The sequence below is a fragment of the Flavobacterium salmonis genome (assembly GCF_903819435.1).
Taxonomy (GTDB): Bacteria; Bacteroidota; Bacteroidia; order Flavobacteriales; family Flavobacteriaceae; genus Flavobacterium; species Flavobacterium chungangense.
The window spans coordinates 40,069-60,394 of record NZ_CAIJDP010000079.1 but is presented as its reverse complement, the minus strand read 5'-3'; the positions used below and the strand labels follow the sequence as shown (position 1 = coordinate 60,394).

Sequence of the window (20,326 nt, the reverse complement as noted above, 5' to 3'; positions counted from 1 at the left end):
AATACGAATTGAAATGGAAAGTAAAATTTATATAAAAAGGGAAGGGGGACGCAGATTCTCTGCTGAAACTGAAACAGGCTTATTGTCGAATCTATCGGGAAAGTCTGCTTTGACTGCGATAGGCGCGGTTAATGCAAAATTGTTATCCGAAGTATGCAGGATGCAGACCTGCTCTGTTTTTCCTTTCAGGCTGTCCTGCATTTTCTTTTCGTTGTCCTCGTATTTCTTCAGGCTCTTTTGAAGTTCACAGCGCCCGTTGCAGGTATTGAAAACCATTTTTCGCTGTACGCAGATGGTCTTTACAATCTCCTGCTGCTCGAGCTTAAAAGATGCGTAAAGAAACACACTGCCCAATGAGGGCAGTAAAATACTGCAGCCAAGCAGTATGATTAGGTACTTTTTCAACGTTGCTGTTTTGTTTACGGGCGCAAAAGTACCATTTTTTGTTTTTATTTTAAACGAAAGTTCTTCTTTACTTAAGCCAAAAGCAGCACTTTGCTTATTAATAATAACTTAAGCAGTATTTTTTTGGTTGCTTTAATTTGCTCTGAAACCAGATTAATCAAGTATTAAGAATTGTTACCAGAACCTGATTTGAGTGATCATTATCGTTAATTGTATATTATTTTTAATGAGCTCTTCCCGCTGTACGTTCTATACGAACCTTTAGCTAATCTTAAGAAATTACTAACCTATTCCAAATCCATAGTGTTACATCTTTGTATAAAAATAAAATATGATGATATCTTCTACACATCTGCATGCTATGGTAATACATTTTCCCATTGCATTACTTATCATTGGGTTTCTAAGCGAATTAGTGGGGCATTTAATACGGAAGCCATTTTTTAATCAAGCAGCTTTTTATTTATTAATATTAGGTACATTTGGGACTATTGTTGCTTATCTATCAGGCGATGCTGCGGGAGAAGGAATGGAAGAGGGTACTTTAGGAAGGGCAATAGGCATGCATGAAGAGGCTGCTATTATAACAATGTGGCTCGCCATGGGAACATGCCTGCTGTATGCTGCTACAGTATTTTTTAAGTTACAAAGTAAATGGTTCAAAGTAATTAGTGTTTTGCTGTTTGCTGCTGTAATTGGCGCTGTTAGCCGTACAGCCTATTTAGGAGGACAATTAGTCTACAAACACGGAGCTGGAGTAGAATTGGGCTTGCCTGATTTAAATAGTAATCAATAATATAGTATTAATGAGAGTTTTACTAGTAGAGGATGAATCGTCCATTTCAGGTTTCTTAAAAGAGGGACTTGAAGAAGAAGGCTTTGCTGTCGATTTAGCCGATAATGGCAGAAAAGGTCTTGAAATGGCTTTGGATTTCGTAAACGAGTATGATATCATGTTACTCGATTGGATGCTGCCGGGTGTTAGCGGTATTGAGATTTGCCGGAGTGTCCGCAAAGTAAACCAGGAGGTTCCTATTATTTTCCTAACCGCTAAAAATACAGTAGATCATACTGTTTTTGGCTTGGAGACAGGAGCCAATGATTATCTGAAAAAGCCTTTTGCTTTCGAAGAATTATTAGCGCGCATCAGAGTTCTAATGCGTAAAAAAACTGGGGAACAATCCGTTTTTAAAATTGGAGATATTCAATTGGATATTGATATACATGAAGTAACGAAATCAGGTAAACAAATCATCCTGACACAAAAGGAATTTGCACTACTCGAACTGCTGTTACGCAACAAGGGAAAAGTATGCCGCCGTACACGCATCATGGAAAAAATATGGGATGTTCATTTTGATAAAGATACCGCCGTTATCGATGTTTTTATTAATGGCATACGAAAAAAACTGGACGAAAAAAATTCAGAATCTTTTATCCAGACCATCAGAGGGGTTGGCTATAGAATTAACCAAGAGGAATGAAACTAAGTTTTAAGAAAAGAATTGCTACCTATAATTTAATTGCGATCGCTACATTAACAGCTATCGCTTTTATCACTATTTATGGTGTAGTCTATTATACTTCCTACAAGCACCTAGACGATGATATTACTACCGAAAAAGCGGAAGTTTTTTCTAATTTAGATTGGGAAGAGGATACCATCATCATGAACAAAATGCCCGAGTGGGAAGAAGCAGAGCACAAACAGCTTGAAGTCAATCCCACTTTCATACAAATCGTCGATTTGAATGGTGAAACAGTTTTTAAATCGGCCAATTTACAAGAGAATCACTTTCTTTTTGATCCAAAAAATAAAGCGACCACCTTTTACAACGCAACGATAAATAATCAAAGAATACGACAAGGCCAATTCCCTGTTTATAATAATGATAAAAAAATAATTGGGCAACTTACAATCGGTGTATCACAACAGGAATCCTATAATGTTTTACACAATTTGCTGATTGTGCTTTCTGTAATCTATATTTTTATCTTATCTATTTTGTACTTCATCATGAGTTTTGTGGCTTCCAAAGCCATAGCACCAATTCATCAATTGATTGAATCAACTGCTAAAATCAATTACTCCAACATAAATTCACGCTTACCTCTTCCCGAAAATGAGGATGAAATATACCAATTAGCCACTACTATCAATGAATTGTTGAACCGGCTGGAAAGTAGTTTCTACCAACAAAAACAATTCACCTCAGATGCATCCCACGAAATGCAGACACCACTGGCGGCAATAAAAGGGATTATCGAGGTGCTTTTAAGAAAACCCAGGACAGCCGAACGGTATGAAGAAAAAATGCGCGAAGTATTACTGCAAACCAATAGACTATCACAATTATACGACCAACTTTTGCAACTGGCCCAACTCGAATCAACAACATTGGTAACTAAAAAAGAACATTTTTTTCTGGAACCTGCAATCAAAAAAATTATCAAAAATCATGAGGCTCTTATCAAAAGTAATGCTATCCAAATACAAAAAAGCGTTCCGTCAGATACGTCAGTTTGGGCAGACCCGCTATTATTAGAAATGATTTTAGACAATTTAATTTCCAACTCTATAAAATATAATAAAATGGGCGGCGGGATTTTCCTTAGTTGGGATGCTGCAACCGGTATACTGAGTATAAAAGACGAAGGAGTTGGAATTGATGCTGATCAACTACCACTATTATTCAACCGCTTTTTTAGGGCCGATGAATCAAGAAGCTCTCAGATTCCCGGAAATGGGTTAGGCCTATCTATTGCCAAACGCCTATGCGATGCGCTAAATATTATCCTCACAGTAAGCAGCGTGAAAGGCAAAGGAACCACTTTTCAGTTACAGTTTCCTGCCTAAATACTTTAGCTGATTTTAAGATTGAACTTAGAAAAGGAAAAGACGCCCTGTCTGACCTTTACACTATTATAAATCTTTAATCAGTTATCTTATGAAAACGCAAATCATCACCTTCGGATTACTTTTAGCAACTCTTAGTGTTGCTTCTTGCAAAAACAACGAAACCCCACCAGAACCAGTTCCTGTAACTACAGCAGCTCCTGCTCAGCCCGAGGCTACTACACATGCAGCGCCGGCTGTAGCAAAAGATTCGGTAAAGCCCGAAGAAAAAGGAGAGAATGAAGCCGACGAAAAAAATGAAAAAGAGTAATCAATCCATAAACAAAAAAGAAATCATGAAAAAAAATGTAACCGTATTGGGGGGGATTGTAGCTATCCTATTTTCTTTAAGTTCTTGCAAAGAGGCTGACGAAAATAAATCAGAAATGAAAAATCCAACAGAAGCTATGGCAACCAATAAAAAGACTGTTGCTATGGGTTCAATTACAATGGCAGAAGCAAAAGAAAAAACCATCACCAACTTACAAGAGGCATTTAATGGTGAATCCAACGCAACAGCACGATATGATGCTTTTTCCAAAAAAGCTGCCGAAGAAGGGTATAGAGAAATTGCCTTATTGTTCAAAGCTGCATCCTATGCAGAAAAAATACATGCCGGTAATCACAAAGCAGTGCTGGAAGAAATGGGTGTTACTGTAAAACCAGCAACTATTGATGTTAAAGTACTTTCTACTAAAGAAAATCTTGAGTTTGCCATCAAAGGGGAAACCTATGAAGCAACAACCATGTATCCCAACTTTCTTAAAGATGCAAATACAGCAGCAAATCAATTAGCCTTGATTAGTTTAAACTATGCGTACAAAACAGAGAAAAAGCACAAAGAATTCTACGAACAAGCATTGGCCGCTTTAATAAGTAACAAGGCAAACACTTTACCCTCAACTTATTTTGTGTGTCCGACCTGTGGCAACACTTATGAAACTACAGCTCCTAAACGTTGTGGTATTTCAATGACAAGCGGCGAAAAGTTTGTTAAAATTAATTCACTTTAAACAATAGAAATCATGGACCAGACCCATATACATTTGTTAATTACACACCTACCTATTTTTGGTTCACTTTTGGGAACTTTAGTCCTGGGGTACGGCATGTGGAAAAAAAGTGATACCACTCAATTGGCATCATACTATTTGCTGGTAATTTCAGCTATAGGTGCAGCAATAGCCTATTTAACCGGCGAAGCTGCCGAAGAAACAGTGGAAAACATCCAGGGGATTTCTGAGAGTATAATCGAGCAACATACTGATTTTGCCAGTTATGCATTGGTGGCTTTGATTATAGTAGGTGCCACGGCTTTAATAGGAATCTACCTCAATATTACAAAAAGCACTTTTGCAAGACCGGTGGCAATAGCTGCTCTCGTTTTAGCACTAATCAGCTTTGGATTGGTCGCTCGTACAGGTTACTTGGGCGGACAAATCAGGCATACCGAAATTGCATCAGGCACATCGCAAACCCAAGGAGAACAAGGAGGCGAACAAGAAGGCGATGACGATTAAAGAGTATTGCCTTAACAAAATCACAACTCTATAAAAGCGATTCCCTACCGAATCGCTTTTTTTAAACCAACAATAGTGTTAAATTTAAATTCAAAAACTAAAAATGATAACAATCGATAACTATTTAGACAGCCATTACATCCACAGAAGTAATTGGTTAAGAGCTGCAGTACTCGGCGCAAATGATGGGATTATATCTATTTCCAGTCTGGCTATTGGCGTTGCGGCGGCTAGTTCAACACGAGAGCCCATAATTTTAGCCACCGTTGCTGGCCTGGTGGCAGGAGCCTTATCTATGGCGGCAGGAGAATATGTCTCGGTAAGTTCTCAAACCGACACGGAGAAAGCCGATATCGAACGAGAAATTGAAGAACTGCGGGAAATGCCTGAAGAAGAGTTGCAAATATTGGCGCAGATCTATGAGAAGAGAGGCCTCAAGAAAGAAACCGCTATACAGGTAGCCATCGAATTGACCGAGAAAGATGCATTGGCAGCGCATATCAGGGATGAATTAGGAATAAACGAAATTAGCCAGGCTAATCCAATTCAGGCAGCTGGCGCATCAGGGGCGGCGTTTACCGTGGGAGGTGTTTTACCACTGCTGGTAATTCTTTTTGCACCGATAAAAAATATGGAATACTGGATGTATGCTTTTACCATAGTTTTTCTAATTATTTTAGGTACAATTGCAGCAAAAACAGGAGGTTCAAGCATTAAAAAAGCAATCTTACGTATTACTATTTGGGGTACAATCGCTATGGGGCTCTCTGCAACGGTAGGTTATCTTTTCGGAATTAAAGTATAGTTGCCGCCTCTTTTATAAATTAGGTACTGATACTCTATTAAATAATCATGCAATGTTAGATCGTCGAAGTTAGTTATAAACCGCGAATAAAATTGATATAGAACATTTTGAAATGATAAAAACTGAAAAACAAAGGCTCGTTCAATTGTCGAAAATTGCAATGCCTTTCATTATTATTACAACGATATACACCGTTATTGTACTTGGTCTGGAAGAATACCTTGGTGATCACATTTATAAGATATCAGGTCAAATAGGTTCTGTATTTGGTCTTGCAGTGGCATTCTTCCTTGGGTTTAGAATGAATTCTGCTTATGATAGATGGTGGGAAGCAAGAAAGATTTTTGGCGAATTAACCAATAATACCAGAAGCTTTGTCACAAAGATATATGCGTATTATGGTAATGAAAGTCATTTTAAAGAAACAGAACAAACTGATTTAAGACTCAAAGCAAAAAAAACAATCGATTTAAGCATTTTGTTTATTAGACAATTAAAATATTTGCATATCACATCATCCAAAGACACATTTTCTATTCTTACCCAATTTCCTAAGTAACTGTCTTGGAAAAAGATAATCAAGTAAGATTTTTATCAATTTTGCATAAAATTGCAATTTCCTTTAAAATACTCATTCATTTTTTGATTGGATAACCGAGGAAGGTCCAGACGCAGTAAACTTAGTGTTAGTAATTATACGATAACACTTCCAAAAATAAAATTCTAATTTACAAATAATTTTGTTATAAGCTGCCGTAATTCTAGATGATTTTAGTTGCAAAATAAGTACAATATATGTTGACTTTTTAGAGCTTGTGCAATTGTTTTAAGTAGTTAATTAGATTTTCTGCATCACTGCTTATTTTTTTTTTAACATCAATTTTTAAGAAATCATTTTGTATAATTATGATTATTTTGTGCTGATTTAATTTTAAATTGAAACTGATCAGAGTAAGCACTAATGCAATTAAAACTATAATTAGGGATTGTTCTGATGGCTGAAGAATAGTGAAAAATAGTGCTGCTGTTAGTAAAATAACATAATATAAAGTGAATGTTTTTCTTTTGATAAATCGAATTTTTTTGATATTTTTTATGGAGAAAGTTTTTTTTTGACTATTTACCATAAGGATAATCCGATCAGTGTATATTTCTCCAAAACTATTTTGATAAATATGATGCATGAAATACTTTTAATTTATTTTTTTGAACAGCTTACATGAATTGGGGGAATATTTTACTAAAGATTCCTGTACTTAAACAAATCAGATAAAAGAATGTTGACTTTAAATTCTATATTAATTTGTTTTTATATAATTCAATTACCGGCAAACAGCCAGTAATTGAATTTTTATAGATCTATACAGCTGACTTTGGTAAAATACCCAAGCTTTTAGATATTGATTATATTTAAATCAAGAGAGCTAAATATAATAGTAAACTTCCCCCAAAAAGTTTATCAATATCTTATATAGAATGTTTTGCAACAACTGCAAATTTGATTGTTTTTTTTGGTTATTATTGTTCCGTAAAGAAGTAATATATTCTTAATTATTAAATTATTTCCTTTTGAAGGTTTTTATTAGTGTCGGTTTTTTTTAAAGTGCGCTCTGCTTTGAAATATTTATATTTATCGTGTCCTTATATACTAGTGGTGTCGACTAGTTAAGTGGAGAAATGTAAAAAAATAACAATGAGAAGAGATTTTGTAACTGACTTTCATAATCGGAGTTATTTATTTTTTTGCATCATCATATGTTTTCATTATATAAGTAAAAGTTTTAGCTGCTCTTTGTTTTAATAAGTATTTTTTTTATAATATTAAAATGTTCGTATTATCTTTTAAATAAATCTTCTAATTACTAACTTAAAAAGTAAAAGATTTGGGCTTTTGTTCTAGAGGAGCGTGAAGGATGTAATTCCAACCTTTCTCTTATTGAGACTGCTTCTAATGATGAAAAATATTGTTATATATGATTTTCTATAAGTTCTTTTAGATCACTAAAAACAAACGGCTTTTTTAAAAACTCTTTTACTCCTAAATCGCTACCCATTTTTTTATCTTTAGCTTCTATTTTAGTTGAAAGAAATATAACTGGAATAAACGCATATTCAGATATGATATGCTGTTCCATAAAGCCATAACCATCAAGTTTTGGCATCATAATATCACAAAGAATAATATCAGGTTTAAATTCTTTGACCTTCTCTAATCCCTCTACACCATCTTGTGCTTCAAAGACTTTGTAGCCCACAAAAGAGAGTAACTCGCAAATTGTACTTCTTAATGCTTCTTCATCATCAATAATTAATATTTTAGCCATATTCCTTTTATTTTTCTTTTGTATTTCAATACTATGCAAACTTGAATTAAATACGAGGAACGACATTTTCGGATGTTTATGGAATAAAAAAAACTCCTTTAAATTACGAACACATATTTTTCTCTAGTGTATTAATAAATTTAAATATAGCTTATAAAGCATTGAAGTACAAGGGGAATAGTAACTAAACTGCATTAAACAACAAATTAATGCCTTAAATTAAATATTAAATTTAGTCTTAATTGCTACGTAAACTTAGATTAATAATTTAAAACATAAAAGAAAAAAGTTAAAATATTATTTTTAAATGTAATAATTATATCACATTTTTTGTATTACTGCATTCTAAAATTTTAAAATTCTATTGGGTGTAGTGTTTGAAATTGATCAGATTAGATACGTTTTAGTTCTTTGGAGGTCAAGATTTCTAAGGGATTAAAAATAAAAAATGATAATTTATGATAATAAATATTTTATATAGAATTAAAGAGTTATAAATTTAAGATTAGATCTTATTTAACACCAAATTATTTTTATTATGGTAATTCATATTTTCATAATTAATTCAAGTTGCTAGTTAATTGATTTGTTTAATTGTAGTGCGAATACAAAGAGTGTAAGCTTTATAATAAACCCTTGCAGTGTCACCGCGTGTATTGTTCTTGGGAAAAGTTTTTTGATATCGCTAATTGTTGTTTCTACTCTTTTTCTCATTTTTAATTTTTCCCTTTTTTGTTCTAAAGTATCATTTCTTTTAGAATTCGACTTTCTTTGAATTTTCAATAAAATTGCTTTTCGTTCCAAAGCTTTATCTTCTAAACTATAATCTAAATAAGCACTATCGCCATATATTGAAGCTTCGGCAGGTAATTTATCAATCATTCTTCCTAATGATTTTGCATCAGCTGTTTTTCCTGGTGTAAAATGAAATGCTATTGGAATACCTGATTTTGTTGTTACTAATTGTACTTTGACACCGTAAAAGTAATTGCGCATACTTGCCGTGTAACCTCTCCACTTTTTATCTTTAAGAATTTTGCATTTTGAAATTCTCATATTATGGCATACCACTACTGGAAAAGAATCAATTATATAATGCATTTCGCAACAAAAGTCTTTAAAATAAGAACTTATAATTTCAAATAATTCATAAAGAAGATTGCCTACTTTATGAAGCCGTCTATTGAATCTGCTTTTCTCAAGCATATTAGGGATATACCCATATTGCTTCATAAATTGAATTGCAGAACAATGATTACCATAAAAACTTGTCGAGGAAACTATGGCTGTTATTATTATTTCACTGTCACTTACTTGTCTTCTAATATCGTCTTTGTGCTCAATTCCTTGTAAAATATCATCGATTAAACAAAAAATTGAAATAATTTTGTCTTTTGTAAGCATCATATCTGTGAGTCTTTAGTTGTCGTAAACCAAATTTCTCACTTTTGATGCTTACTTTTTATATTTTATAACTAGCAACTTGAATTAATTATTTAACAATCTTCATTCAGAATAATAAATTGTCAGTATGTTAATTTGAAAAACTTCTTTTGGAATGTAATAAAAAAACACCGTCACAGTTTATGATTTGAGACGGTTGCTTTTAATGTTTTAATCGAAAATGATAAGGTTAATTATTTTCTCTTTCAATAGATTTTATAAAATCACGAGGGGTCATATTAAGATATAATTTAAAACTAGTTGAAAAATACGAGAATGAACCGAATCCAGTTTCGTCAACTATATATTTGATATTTCTTTCCCCGCAATTAATTAATTTAACCGCATAATCTAGTCTAAATTCTCTTATATACTGACTGGCATTTTTGTTGGTTAATTTTCTTATTTTTTTGTCCAGTGTGGATTTACTAACGGCAAGATCTCTTGAGAGTTCATTCATATCAATGTTGGATTTTATTTTTTGTATTAAAATTTCATTTAATGAAGTGATAAAATCTTTTTCTGATAACTTAATAGTAATTTTAGAAAATGGATCCGGGCTAAATTTTTTTTCAATATTATTTTTAAGAGAGATCAGGTTATTAATTTTATAAATTAATTCTTGTACTTTAAATGGCTTTACAATAAAATCATTGACACCATTTTTGAGCTGTTTAAATTTTAAATCGTCATCCACATTGGCAGTGATCATAATAAAAGGAATTGTATTGAAATTATTATTTCTGCGAGTTTTAAAGAACAATTCTTCTCCATTAAGATTGGGCATAACCATATCGCAAATGATTATATCAGGTATGTTTTTGTTTAAATAAATTAGTCCTTCAGTACTGTCCTTGAAATATATTACTTCAAAATTATTTAATTTTAATAATTCAGATATAGTGTTACCAAGTGCTATATCGTCTTCAATTAGTGTGATTTTAGTTGTTTGTTTTATCATTTCATCATTTATTTTAAATCATTACGGTTATTTTTTAGAGCATCAGTATTATTTTGAAAAAAAAGCATAAAATGTAATACTTTTAGTGTCTTATTTGAAAAATTGATAAAAAAGATGAAAAAACTACTGTCGTATGTTTCTAAAATCAATAATCATCTATTGGAATGCTCATCAATAGATCATGCTTTAAATTTGTGTATTACTGATATTGCTTTAGAGCATGATATAGATAGATGTTACATTCTAAAAAATAAAAATAATAACAATCTGTTAAGTTTTGATTACTCTTACGCTTACGAATGGTGTAATGATGATATAATTTCTTTTATCGACCATTTTGATGTAAACAGGAGTCTTAATAATGCTTTTTTATCTATTGATACTGTTTTATCAAGAGATAAATTAAGGTTTGGGGCATGTAAAGATATTGATAATAAATTACTAAAAGAGATATTCAATATTCGTGCAGTCAAATCTTATTTTTTTGCACCAATTTTTTCTGACAATGTATTTTACGGTTGGATGGGACTTGAAGACTGCAAAAAGGAGCGGATTTGGGATGATGAGGAAATTCTTGTATTACAGCATATTATAAAAAGTATAGGGCTGCGACTTAGCCAGACTACTACTATATCAAAACTAGAGAGAACTATTGAAAAGTTCAATTTTTTTATGTCTAGTTCCAATCAGGCAATGTGGGAATTTGATATTGAAACTGGAAAAACAGATTTCAGTTTGAATTGGTTTGGAATATTGGGTTATACGAATGAAGAAATTAACAATACCCCCGATTTTTGGACAAAGATTTTTTCTACTGTTGATGGTAAAAAAATTTTAATTGATTTTAATGATTTTATAACTGGAAAATTAAAGCGTTTTGAAGGTAATACAAGAATTATTCATAAGAAAGGACATTCTATTACTGCAAAATATTCAGGGTTGTTAAAACGAAATAAAAATGGAATACCTACGAAAGTTATTGGGACATACATGGATATTAGTGAACTGGTGGAAAAAGAAAAACAATTAGTGTTGTCTGAAGCAAAATTTAGATTTATTGCTGAAAATACAACTGACTTAATTTGTCAGCATTCAAAAGAAGGGAATTTATTATATGTTTCCAGTTTATCAAATGATATAATAGGGTATAATTTTGAAGAGTTGATTCATAAATGTCCTTGGGATTTTATTCATAAAAGAGACTTAAGTAATATTAAAAAATATTATAATTCTATTTTGAAAAACAAACAAATTGAAACTATTGCATTTCGGCTTAAAAAAAGTGACGGCACCTATATCTGGCTGGAAACATCAACAAAAGTTATGCGTGATTCAGAAAAAAATATTATAGGATTTCAGACTTCGAGCAGGGACATAACTAAACGTATTAGAGCTGATAAAGAAATGGAAGCTGCACTTTTAAAAGAAAGGAAATTTAATGAATTAAAATCTAACTTTGTTTCTATTGCTTCGCATCAATTTAGAACCCCCTTAACGGTTATTTATTCTAATGCTGAACTTTTAGAGATGAAGCTAAATCATCAGGAAAAAGGACTGTGTGATGAATGTAAGGTTGTTATTTCAAGAATAAAAAATGAGGTAGAGAGAATGACTGAACTCATGAATAATATTTTAGTTTTTGGAAAGCAGGAAGCCAAAAAAATCGAGAAAGTAATTCAGCCTATAGATTTTAATGAATTTATTGAGACATTAACCAAGACCTATTTTAATAATGATGACAGAAGTAATATTAGAGTAACCAAGAGAGGAGTAAAAAGAATATTTTTTACTGATGAGTCACTGATCGTCCACATACTTACAAATGTCATTAATAATGCATTTAAATATTCTGTCGGTAAACCTGATCCTGAACTAATTATAACCTATTTAGAAAATAGCATCGAAATACAGGTCATTGATTATGGAATGGGAATACCCAAGAAGGATATCCCAAATTTATTTACTTCATTTTTCCGTGCTTCCAATACCAATTCAATTATAGGTTCTGGATTGGGCTTAGTTATTGTTAAACAATTCACGGAATTTTTAAACGGTACTGTAGAATTAAAAACAAAAGAAAATTTTGGAACAACAATTAAATTGACATTTCCTTATGGACACCAATAAAATTCTATTTGTTGACGATGAACCCAATATAAGAGATACCATAAAGGAACTTCTGGTATTTAAAAATTATGATGTGAGAACTGTAGCTAATGGGCAGGAGGCGTTGGATGTTTTAGATTTTTGGATGCCTGATTTAATTATATGTGACATTGTTATGCCTGTTATGAATGGTGCTGAATTTTATGAAAACGTAAAAAAAAACAAATTGTTAAGTCAGATTCCTTTTATTTTTTTATCAGCAAAAAACGAAATTGATTTGATACGTAAATGTCTGCTGGATGGAGTAGATGATTTTTTAACTAAACCGTTTAAAATAAATGAGTTAATGCTGGTGGTTACGGTCAAGCTTGAACGGTTTGAAAAATATAAAAATATACAAAATAGTTTACATAATGATATAAAAAAAAATACTTTCACAATTAAACCACACCTACTACTTTAATATCAGACAGAATGAAATTTAGTTGTAGACAATTTTGAGTACTGTTAATCAATTAAATATATTATGAAGAATTACATAAAAAAAATATTTTAGCTGACCAGATAATTAAAAAGATAAATTTTAAAGTGATGATTAAAATAGTAGCATTTTTTTCTTAATTTCTTTGTAAAAAAATCATAGATAAAATTCTTGTCTATTATTAATATGTTGCCTGCAGAACCAGTAGTAATGCTATTTTAATTCTATGCTATTTTTTTTTAAACAGTACGTATAATTTTAGGTTTTAAAATCTTGATTTTATTTATTTGTTCCTAAGAATAAATTGTTAAAATTATATTATTATCAAATACATTTAATCAAATTATGAATAAAATTGTTTCTCAAAATATCAGAACCATAAGGGAAATGAAAAATCTAACCAGAGATTTTGTTGCTGGTGAATTGGAAATGACTTACAGCGGGTATGGTAAAATTGAAAGAGGTGAAATTGATATAACTATTTCTAAAATATCCAGACTGGCAGATATTTTTGAAGTTTCGATTTCTGATTTATTATTTTTTGACGTATCGTATTTTTTCAATACCTATGCAGATAAAAAAAATGAAGAACAATCCAGCAGTCACAGTAATTTTTATGTAAATACGATGAAAACACATGACCACAGACTTTTAGATTTTCAGCAGAAAAAATTGAAAAAAAATATTTAATTATTAAGTTAGAAATTCAAAAGGCTAGTCGAAAGAAAGACGTTTTGTTATTTGTATAAATTTTGACAAGCGTATTGGTTTTATTAGAAGGAGAAAGAAATATTTCTATTCTCTAATCTTTTCTTAAGCTATGCTTCAAAGTTCTCAATAAGTATGTGTTTTTGTAGAAATACATAAGGCTTTTGTAGATGTTTAAGCTTTATTGGCGGTAGAAATTATCTATAAAGAAAAAAGAGACTGCAATATTATTAGTTCATTGCAGTCTCTTTTTTAAATGTTTTATGCCGTCATGAAATAAAATCATGGTTTCTTGATTTCATTTTCATATGCACAGTATAATTTCTGTACTGTTTTGATTTTGTAATTTATTATCAATTCTTTTTATTAGGAACCAATACCTTGGTAAACAAACCCGATCTTTTGCAGCTCTATTTTGTTTAGTATATTTCTTCCATCAAAAACAAAAGCAGGTTTCTGCATTGAATCATAGATTTTTTTCCAGTCATAGTCAATAAATTCGTCCCACTCTGTTAGAACTGCTATTGCGTGAGCTCCATGGCAGGCTTCATAAGGATTTTCAAATGATCTGATACTGTTTGTGTTTTCTTTCAATGATCTGGTTTCTAGGCAATTCAAATCAGCTAAGATCTTTTTTTGATTTACTTTAGGGTCGTAAATGCAGATAACCGCTTGTTCATTTATTAAATCATCTGCGGCGTAAATAGCTGCAGATTCTCTAGTATCATTAGTGTCTTTTTTGAAGGCCCAGCCTAAAAATGTGATTTTTTTTCCGGCTACTGTGTTGTACAGTGTTTTTACAATCCTGTCAGCAAATCTTTTTTTCTGATGGTCGTTCATTATGATTACTTGTTCCCAATAATCGGCTGTTTCATTCAGTCCGTATGTTTTAGCAATATAAACTAAGTTTAAAATATCTTTTTTAAAACAGGAACCACCGAAGCCTACAGAAGCTTTAAGAAATTTTGATCCAATTCTGCTGTCCATTCCTATAGCAAGAGCCACTTCACTAATGTCGGCTCCTGTTTTTTCACAGAGTTCCGATAAGGCATTGATAGATGATATCCGCTGTGCTAAAAAAGCATTGGCAGTCAATTTAGACAATTCTGACGACCACACATTTGTAGTTATTATTTTATCATGAGGCACCCAGTTTGCATATATATCGACTAAGGACTGTATGGCTTTTTGTCCTTCAGGTGTCTGATCGCCACCGATTAATATTCGATCTGGATTCAGTAAATCAGAAACGGCAGTTCCTTCAGCTAAGAATTCTGGATTAGATAAAATTTGGAATTGTACTCCATTGCCCGTATTATCAAGTATGCTTTTGATGGCTTCGGCAGTTCGCACAGGAAGGGTTGATTTTTCCACTATAATTTTATTGTCCTTTGAAACTTTTGCGATTTGTCTGGCGCATAGTTCAATATACTTTAAATCTGCTGCCATTCCTTTTCCTTTACCATAGGTTTTGGTTGGTGTGTTTACGGAAATGAAAATGATATCAGCTTCTTCAATTGCCTTTTCGACCTGGTTCGAAAAAAATAAATTTTTACCTCTTGTTTCTGCTATAACCGCGCTCAAACCAGGTTCAAAAATTGGGATATTGTCTGTGTTTTCATCATTCCAGGCATCAATTCGTTCTTGATTTAAATCAACCACCGTGATTGTAAGGTGTGGGCATTTTTGTGCTATAACTGCCATGGTAGGTCCGCCGACATATCCAGCGCCAATACAGCATATTTTTGTGATTTTCATTGTTATTTACTTTATAGTTTTTTCTATCATGATAAAAAGAGGTTCGAAAATATTTAGCTTTTAATATTAGGTAATGGGAGCGGCGAATCTTTAATCAGTTGTTTTATCGAAGAGTTAATTGTTTTGTACTTGTATTTGAACATGTATAATTGTCCATTAGTTTAAAGCTGATAAAATTAATTTTTAGGATATTTTTTTTCATCCTTTAAAGAGTTATATGTTCCAAAATAGGGTTTTATTATCTTTTACAGTTTCGATATTAACCTTTCGTTTATAATAATTTTGCTTGTGTAATTTTAATTTTTGATTCTTTATAGAAATTGAAACGATATGATGAGTATCATGATTTTCTAAGAGCTTTCCGCAAGAGTTAATAGTTATACTTTATTATTTATAATATTTTGGGATAGTTAAAATGTGACTATCCATGGTTAACCCTTTTTCAACTTTGAAATTTTTAATTTTTTCTGCACATTTTATCGATGTTAATACAACAAAAGCTTTTTTATATTTTAATCTAAATCAATTATGAAAACAGGAATTACATTTAGTGCTTTTGACCTGCTGCATGCAGGGCATATTAAAATGCTGGAAGAAGCAAAATTAAATTGTGACTATCTAATAGTTGGACTTCAGACCGATCCAACACTTGACCGTCCTGATAAGAATAAACCAAGTCAATCGGTTGTGGAACGTTACATCCAGCTGAAGGGGTGTAAATTTGTAGATGAAATAGTTCCCTATGCGACAGAACAGGATTTGCAGGACATTTTGCAGTCTTTTCAAATTGATATGCGTTTTTTAGGAGATGAATATAAAGAGAGAGACTTTACAGGAAGAGCTTATTGTGAAGAAAAAGGAATAGAGCTCTACTTTAACACACGAGATCATCGTTTTTCCAGTAGCGGTCTGCGAAGAGAAGTTTTTCAAATGGAACTTTTAAACGAAAATAAATGATTGGCAACAGTAATATTGTTCATGTCGTATTAACCGGCGGTGTTGGGAGCAGATTATGGCCTCTTTCTCGAAAAGCGAAGCCTAAACAATATCTTGACTTCTTTGACGGAATTTCATTGCTTGAAATGACCATTAGCAGAAATAAAAGCATGGCTGACAGATTAGTGATTGTAGGTAACGTTGAAAATTATGCAATGAGCTGTAAAGTAATGGAAAAATTTTCTGTTGCTCACTCACATATTGTTGAGGCGGCACCAAGAAATACTGCTGCAGCTATTGCTTTTGCAGCTTTTCAGTCTAAAGAAGATGATATCTTAATAGTGACACCTTCAGATCATATTATCAGCGGAGAGGAAGAATATCTTTCATCATTAAAACGAGCTTTTGTTATTGCTGAGAATGATTCTCTAGTCACTTTTGGCATTAAGCCTTCTAAACCTGAAACGGGTTATGGATATATTGAGTTCGAAGGAGAAAATGTGCTGGCTTTTCATGAAAAACCAGTCTTGAATAAGGCAGAGGAATTTTTAGAAAAGGGTAATTTTTATTGGAACAGTGGCCTTTTTTGCTTTAAGGCAGGAGTATTTCTGCAGGAACTTCAAAAACTGGAACCAGAAGTTTATAATAACGCAAAATTAGCATGGGACTCTAATGATTCCGGTTTCTTAGATTATGATCTGTCTATGCAGATTCCTTCGATTAGTATTGATTATGCTGTGATGGAACGCAGTTCTAGTATAAAGGTTGTGGCTTCACAATTTGACTGGTCAGATCTGGGATCATTCGAGTCCGTTTATGATTATTTAGTCAAGAAAGGCCATAAGGCTGATGCTAACGGAAATATTTTAATTGGATCAAACGTCCACACTTCTTTTATTGGCGTGGAAAACTGCCTTTTAGTTCATACTCCTGATGCTTTTTTGGTAGTAAAAAAAGAAAAGTCTCAAGAAGTAAAACGAGTTTATCAGGAATTAGAAACGGTTAATTCTCCGTTACTGTAAAGGCAGTATAAAGCACAGTTAAAAACAAAATTATTACAACATCAGAAATATTATGACTAACACACCAAAAACAGCTTTAATAACCGGAGTTACAGGACAGGACGGCGCTTACTTAAGTGAATTTTTACTTAAAAAGGGCTATATAGTACACGGACTTAAAAGACGCTCTTCTTTATTTAATACAGATCGTATCGATCATTTATATCAGGATCCGCACGTAGATAACCAGCGCTTTATACTCCATTACGGCGAGATGACCGACAGTACAAATTTAATTCGTCTCATTCAGGAAATACAGCCCGATGAGATTTACAATCTTGCAGCGATGAGCCATGTTCAGGTGTCTTTTGAAGTACCAGAGTACACAGGTAATGCTGACGGATTGGGGACTTTAAGAATTTTAGATGCAGTTCGTTTATTAGGATTGGAAAAAAAGACGCGCATTTATCAGGCTTCTACATCTGAACTATATGGAAAAGTGCAGGAAGTTCCACAGACAGAAAAAACACCCTTTTACCCGCGTTCCCCTTATGCAGTTGCTAAAATGTATGCCTACTGGATCACAGTAAATTACAGAGAAGCTTATGGCATTTATGCCTGCAACGGAATTCTATTTAACCATGAATCGCCAATCCGCGGGGAAACTTTTGTAACCAGAAAAATTACCCGTGCAGTATCCCGTATTGCTTTAGGATTACAGGAAAAATTTTATTTAGGAAACCTGGATGCTCAGAGAGACTGGGGACATGCCAAGGATTATGTCCGTATGATGTGGATGATTCTTCAGACCGACGAGCCCGAAGACTGGGTAATAGCTACAGGAACAACTACTACAGTTCGTGATTTTGTCAAGATGAGTTTTGCTTATGTAGGGGTAGAAATTGAATTTAAAGGAAACGGAGTTGAAGAAAAGGCTTACATAGCAGCATGTAATAATCCTGATTTTCAAATAGAAATAGGAAAAGAAATCTTAGCGGTAAATCCTCGTTATTTCCGTCCAACAGAAGTGGAATTATTAATTGGAGACGCAACAAAAGCGAATACTAAATTAGGATGGATGCCTGAATATGACTTACAGGATTTAGTAAATGATATGATGCAGTCTGATATTAAGATAATGCAGAAAGATCATCATTTAGAAGAAGCAGGATACCAAACAATGAACTATTACGAGTAAAATGAATATAGATAAAACTTCCAAAATATACATTGCAGGTCATCGCGGTATGGTTGGGTCTGCAGTATGGAGAGCATTGGAGAATGCAGGTTATCAAAATCTAATCGGACAGTCAAGCAGCGAGATGGACCTGCGTGACCAGCAGTCTGTTCAGGCATTTTTTGAAAAGGAGAAACCGACGGCGGTTGTAGATGCGGCAGCAAAAGTAGGAGGGATTCTGGCAAACAATAATTATCCCTATCAGTTTATTATGGAGAATATGCAGATTCAGAATAATTTAATTGATACCGCTTTAAAGTCAGGAATAGAGAAGTTTATTTTCTTAGGAAGTTCCTGTATTTATCCCAAAATGGCACCGCAGCCCATTCAGGAAGATTATTTATTAACAGCTGCATTGGAGCCAACCAATGAATGGTATGCCCTGGCAAAAATTTCAGGAATAAAAGCTTGTCAGGCCGTCCGTAAAGAATTTTCAAAAGACTATGTAAGCCTGATGCCTACTAATTTGTATGGGATTCATGATAATTTTGATTTAAAAAGTTCACATGTTTTACCTGCTATGATCAGAAAGTTTCATCAGGCTAAGCAAAATAATCATGCAACAGTAATACTTTGGGGGACAGGAAAACCCATGCGAGAATTCCTTCATGCAGACGATATGGCGCAGGCCGTTATTTTTGCTTTAGAAAACAGACTGCCGGATTATTTATACAATGTGGGATCAGGTGAAGATTTAAGCATCAAAGAATTGGCATTAATGATTCAAAGCATCGTAGGACATCAGGGTAAAATTATCTGGGATACTTCTATGCCTGACGGAACACCCCGAAAATGGATGGATAGTTCAAAAATGCAGCAATTAGGCTGGAAACAAAAGGTTAGCCTTAAAGACGGGATTGCAAAAACATATGAATGGTTTTTAGCCAATGTTGAAAATATAAAAGAAGTTTCATTCGGCTTGTAATTGAATTACATATTCCGTTAAACTTTTCTATAGACTTTTCGAATATCTTTTTTTTCAATGTTGTCGGTTAGAATACAGATCAAAAATAAAAGTAAAAATCAATTGTTTTTGTTTTCTTATTCGGAAAATGATTTGATAGATCTTTTAAGAATTAATTCATATGGAATTCCAGTTTTGTTCTGGAATCATTGTCCGCAGTTTCTCAATAAATTTAAAAACATACAAAACAGTGAAGTTTTAGAATGTCTGCATATAAATAGGGATTCAGAAATGATATTCGAGTCCATTTTGATAAAAGACCTGCGTTTCATCCAGACCAGACGATTCGAAACAATCTAAAAAAATCAAAAGCCGATTATCCAGAATTTCAAATCACTAAAATTCCACTTAAAAAAAACGTGATGGAAGCCGCCGAGTTTTTTTCTAATGAAATAAAAACTTTAGGAATTCATTTTTAAGTAAATATTGAAAGAGCAGAAAGCCTTTTTGTCAGATAAATTTAGGTTAAATGCGGTATGGGAAATTTGATGGGAAATGTCATAAAATATTATAAAAAAGAATTTACTGACAAAGTGATAGTCATAGAAGGTTATTCAGGCGGCAATGCACTTTGAATTTCTGTCTCAGATAACGGAATTGGAATTGCTGAGATGAGTCAGGACAAAGTATTTGATGAGTTTTTCAGAAAATCTAATAACTCAGTAGTATACGACATTGAACTGCATATCGTAAAACAAACCGTTGAAGTTTTGGAGGGATCTGTTAAAGTTAAGTCTGCTTGGGGAAGAGGCAGTTGTTTTGTTTAGAATTAAAAAACTTT

At 32.8% G+C, this 20,326-nt stretch carries 21 protein-coding genes; 16 read left to right on the top strand and 5 right to left on the bottom strand.

The window, feature by feature from the left end:
- Positions 1-27: 27 nt before the first annotated feature.
- Positions 28-405, bottom strand: a complete 378-nt coding sequence (locus FLACHUCJ7_RS16800; RefSeq protein WP_180909713.1) for a hypothetical protein — start codon at positions 403-405, stop codon at positions 28-30.
- Positions 406-736: 331 nt separating this feature from the next.
- On the opposite strand from FLACHUCJ7_RS16800, the gene FLACHUCJ7_RS16795 reads away from it, so the two are divergent.
- From FLACHUCJ7_RS16795 to FLACHUCJ7_RS16760, 8 genes are all read left to right on the top strand, one after another.
- Positions 737-1,201, top strand: a complete 465-nt coding sequence (locus FLACHUCJ7_RS16795; RefSeq protein ID WP_180909712.1) for a DUF2231 domain-containing protein — start codon at positions 737-739, stop codon at positions 1,199-1,201.
- A 10-nt stretch (positions 1,202-1,211) separates the two neighbouring features.
- Positions 1,212-1,889, top strand: coding sequence for a response regulator transcription factor (locus tag FLACHUCJ7_RS16790; RefSeq protein ID WP_180909711.1), 678 nt, complete (start codon positions 1,212-1,214; stop codon positions 1,887-1,889).
- Positions 1,886-3,262: a sensor histidine kinase gene (locus FLACHUCJ7_RS16785; RefSeq protein ID WP_180909710.1), complete on the top strand. Its 1,377-nt coding sequence runs from the start codon at positions 1,886-1,888 to the stop codon at positions 3,260-3,262. Before FLACHUCJ7_RS16790 ends, FLACHUCJ7_RS16785 begins: the two co-directional genes overlap by 4 nt.
- 91 nt (positions 3,263-3,353) lie before the next feature.
- The gene (locus FLACHUCJ7_RS16780) at positions 3,354-3,572 is read left to right on the top strand and encodes a hypothetical protein (protein ID WP_180909709.1); all 219 of its coding nucleotides are present in this window, start codon (positions 3,354-3,356) and stop codon (positions 3,570-3,572) included.
- On the top strand, positions 3,559-4,314 hold the full coding sequence (locus FLACHUCJ7_RS16775; protein ID WP_180909708.1) for a rubrerythrin family protein: 756 nt from the start codon (positions 3,559-3,561) through the stop codon (positions 4,312-4,314). The genes FLACHUCJ7_RS16780 and FLACHUCJ7_RS16775 overlap by 14 nt, the downstream gene beginning before the upstream one ends.
- Positions 4,315-4,326: 12 nt before the next feature.
- Positions 4,327-4,821 carry a DUF2231 domain-containing protein gene (locus FLACHUCJ7_RS16770; RefSeq protein ID WP_180909707.1) on the top strand — a complete coding sequence of 165 codons (495 nt, stop codon included), beginning with the start codon at positions 4,327-4,329 and terminating at the stop codon, positions 4,819-4,821.
- A gap of 103 nt (positions 4,822-4,924) precedes the next feature.
- Positions 4,925-5,626 carry a VIT1/CCC1 transporter family protein gene (locus tag FLACHUCJ7_RS16765; RefSeq protein WP_180909706.1) on the top strand — a complete coding sequence of 234 codons (702 nt, stop codon included), beginning with the start codon at positions 4,925-4,927 and terminating at the stop codon, positions 5,624-5,626.
- Positions 5,627-5,738: 112 nt separating this feature from the next.
- Positions 5,739-6,185, top strand: coding sequence for a bestrophin family protein (locus FLACHUCJ7_RS16760; protein ID WP_230408851.1), 447 nt, complete (start codon positions 5,739-5,741; stop codon positions 6,183-6,185).
- 1,408 nt (positions 6,186-7,593) lie between these two features.
- Here the strand turns inward: FLACHUCJ7_RS16760 and FLACHUCJ7_RS16755 are convergent.
- The 3 genes from FLACHUCJ7_RS16755 to FLACHUCJ7_RS16745 all read right to left on the bottom strand — a co-directional run bounded on the left by FLACHUCJ7_RS16755 (position 7,594) and on the right by FLACHUCJ7_RS16745 (position 10,354).
- Positions 7,594-7,950 carry a response regulator transcription factor gene (locus FLACHUCJ7_RS16755; protein ID WP_180909705.1) on the bottom strand — a complete coding sequence of 119 codons (357 nt, stop codon included), beginning with the start codon at positions 7,948-7,950 and terminating at the stop codon, positions 7,594-7,596.
- A 573-nt stretch (positions 7,951-8,523) separates the two neighbouring features.
- Positions 8,524-9,354, bottom strand: coding sequence for an IS982 family transposase (locus FLACHUCJ7_RS16750; RefSeq protein WP_180909881.1), 831 nt, complete (start codon positions 9,352-9,354; stop codon positions 8,524-8,526).
- A 229-nt stretch (positions 9,355-9,583) separates the two neighbouring features.
- Positions 9,584-10,354: a response regulator transcription factor gene (locus FLACHUCJ7_RS16745; RefSeq protein WP_180909704.1), complete on the bottom strand. Its 771-nt coding sequence runs from the start codon at positions 10,352-10,354 to the stop codon at positions 9,584-9,586.
- 114 nt (positions 10,355-10,468) lie between these two features.
- Between FLACHUCJ7_RS16745 and FLACHUCJ7_RS16740 the strand changes: the two genes are divergently transcribed.
- The 3 genes from FLACHUCJ7_RS16740 to FLACHUCJ7_RS16730 all read left to right on the top strand — a co-directional run bounded on the left by FLACHUCJ7_RS16740 (position 10,469) and on the right by FLACHUCJ7_RS16730 (position 13,631).
- The gene (locus tag FLACHUCJ7_RS16740) at positions 10,469-12,481 is read left to right on the top strand and encodes a sensor histidine kinase (protein ID WP_180909703.1); all 2,013 of its coding nucleotides are present in this window, start codon (positions 10,469-10,471) and stop codon (positions 12,479-12,481) included.
- Complete coding sequence (locus FLACHUCJ7_RS16735; protein WP_180909702.1) at positions 12,468-12,923, top strand: response regulator; 456 nt, start codon at positions 12,468-12,470, stop codon at positions 12,921-12,923. The genes FLACHUCJ7_RS16740 and FLACHUCJ7_RS16735 overlap by 14 nt, the downstream gene beginning before the upstream one ends.
- 363 nt (positions 12,924-13,286) lie before the next feature.
- Positions 13,287-13,631 (top strand): helix-turn-helix domain-containing protein, encoded by a 345-nt coding sequence (locus tag FLACHUCJ7_RS16730; protein WP_180909701.1) that lies wholly within the window; start codon positions 13,287-13,289, stop codon positions 13,629-13,631.
- 384 nt (positions 13,632-14,015) lie between these two features.
- Here the strand turns inward: FLACHUCJ7_RS16730 and FLACHUCJ7_RS16725 are convergent, their stop codons facing one another.
- Entirely contained in the window at positions 14,016-15,407 is a 1,392-nt protein-coding gene (locus tag FLACHUCJ7_RS16725) for a UDP-glucose 6-dehydrogenase (protein ID WP_180909700.1), read from the bottom strand.
- 528 nt (positions 15,408-15,935) lie between these two features.
- Here FLACHUCJ7_RS16725 and FLACHUCJ7_RS16720 point away from each other — a divergent pair.
- From FLACHUCJ7_RS16720 to FLACHUCJ7_RS25635, 5 genes are all read left to right on the top strand, one after another.
- Complete coding sequence (locus tag FLACHUCJ7_RS16720) at positions 15,936-16,364, top strand: adenylyltransferase/cytidyltransferase family protein (protein WP_180909699.1); 429 nt, start codon at positions 15,936-15,938, stop codon at positions 16,362-16,364.
- Positions 16,361-17,365 (top strand): mannose-1-phosphate guanylyltransferase, encoded by a 1,005-nt coding sequence (locus FLACHUCJ7_RS16715; RefSeq protein ID WP_180909698.1) that lies wholly within the window; start codon positions 16,361-16,363, stop codon positions 17,363-17,365. Before FLACHUCJ7_RS16720 ends, FLACHUCJ7_RS16715 begins: the two co-directional genes overlap by 4 nt.
- Positions 17,366-17,417: 52 nt before the next feature.
- Positions 17,418-18,542, top strand: coding sequence for a GDP-mannose 4,6-dehydratase (gmd, locus tag FLACHUCJ7_RS16710; RefSeq protein ID WP_180909697.1), 1,125 nt, complete (start codon positions 17,418-17,420; stop codon positions 18,540-18,542).
- Between the two features lie 7 nt (positions 18,543-18,549).
- On the top strand, positions 18,550-19,506 hold the full coding sequence (locus FLACHUCJ7_RS16705) for a GDP-L-fucose synthase family protein (RefSeq protein ID WP_317170925.1): 957 nt from the start codon (positions 18,550-18,552) through the stop codon (positions 19,504-19,506).
- A gap of 614 nt (positions 19,507-20,120) precedes the next feature.
- Complete coding sequence (locus FLACHUCJ7_RS25635) at positions 20,121-20,312, top strand: sensor histidine kinase (RefSeq protein ID WP_379782526.1); 192 nt, start codon at positions 20,121-20,123, stop codon at positions 20,310-20,312.
- The last annotated feature ends 14 nt before the right edge of the window (positions 20,313-20,326 follow it).

Bases quoted from the DNA above. Each gene is read 5' to 3' on its own strand.
- FLACHUCJ7_RS16790 (WP_180909711.1), top strand. From the start codon at position 1,212: ATGAGAGTTTTACTAGTAGAGGATGAATCGTCCATTTCAGGTTTCTTA.
- FLACHUCJ7_RS16775 (WP_180909708.1), top strand. From the start codon at position 3,559: ATGAAAAAGAGTAATCAATCCATAAACAAAAAAGAAATCATGAAAAAA.
- FLACHUCJ7_RS16730 (WP_180909701.1), top strand. From the start codon at position 13,287: ATGAATAAAATTGTTTCTCAAAATATCAGAACCATAAGGGAAATGAAA.
- FLACHUCJ7_RS16725 (WP_180909700.1), bottom strand. From the start codon at position 15,407: ATGAAAATCACAAAAATATGCTGTATTGGCGCTGGATATGTCGGCGGA.
- FLACHUCJ7_RS16750 (WP_180909881.1), bottom strand. From the start codon at position 9,354: ATGCTTACAAAAGACAAAATTATTTCAATTTTTTGTTTAATCGATGAT.
- FLACHUCJ7_RS16720 (WP_180909699.1), top strand. From the start codon at position 15,936: ATGAAAACAGGAATTACATTTAGTGCTTTTGACCTGCTGCATGCAGGG.
- gmd (WP_180909697.1), top strand. From the start codon at position 17,418: ATGACTAACACACCAAAAACAGCTTTAATAACCGGAGTTACAGGACAG.
- FLACHUCJ7_RS16740 (WP_180909703.1), top strand. From the start codon at position 10,469: ATGAAAAAACTACTGTCGTATGTTTCTAAAATCAATAATCATCTATTG.
- FLACHUCJ7_RS16795 (WP_180909712.1), top strand. From the start codon at position 737: ATGATGATATCTTCTACACATCTGCATGCTATGGTAATACATTTTCCC.
- FLACHUCJ7_RS16780 (WP_180909709.1), top strand. From the start codon at position 3,354: ATGAAAACGCAAATCATCACCTTCGGATTACTTTTAGCAACTCTTAGT.
- FLACHUCJ7_RS16735 (WP_180909702.1), top strand. From the start codon at position 12,468: ATGGACACCAATAAAATTCTATTTGTTGACGATGAACCCAATATAAGA.
- FLACHUCJ7_RS16755 (WP_180909705.1), bottom strand. From the start codon at position 7,950: ATGGCTAAAATATTAATTATTGATGATGAAGAAGCATTAAGAAGTACA.
- FLACHUCJ7_RS16765 (WP_180909706.1), top strand. From the start codon at position 4,925: ATGATAACAATCGATAACTATTTAGACAGCCATTACATCCACAGAAGT.
- FLACHUCJ7_RS16770 (WP_180909707.1), top strand. From the start codon at position 4,327: ATGGACCAGACCCATATACATTTGTTAATTACACACCTACCTATTTTT.
- FLACHUCJ7_RS16760 (WP_230408851.1), top strand. From the start codon at position 5,739: ATGATAAAAACTGAAAAACAAAGGCTCGTTCAATTGTCGAAAATTGCA.
- FLACHUCJ7_RS16715 (WP_180909698.1), top strand. From the start codon at position 16,361: ATGATTGGCAACAGTAATATTGTTCATGTCGTATTAACCGGCGGTGTT.
- FLACHUCJ7_RS16745 (WP_180909704.1), bottom strand. From the start codon at position 10,354: ATGATAAAACAAACAACTAAAATCACACTAATTGAAGACGATATAGCA.
- FLACHUCJ7_RS16785 (WP_180909710.1), top strand. From the start codon at position 1,886: ATGAAACTAAGTTTTAAGAAAAGAATTGCTACCTATAATTTAATTGCG.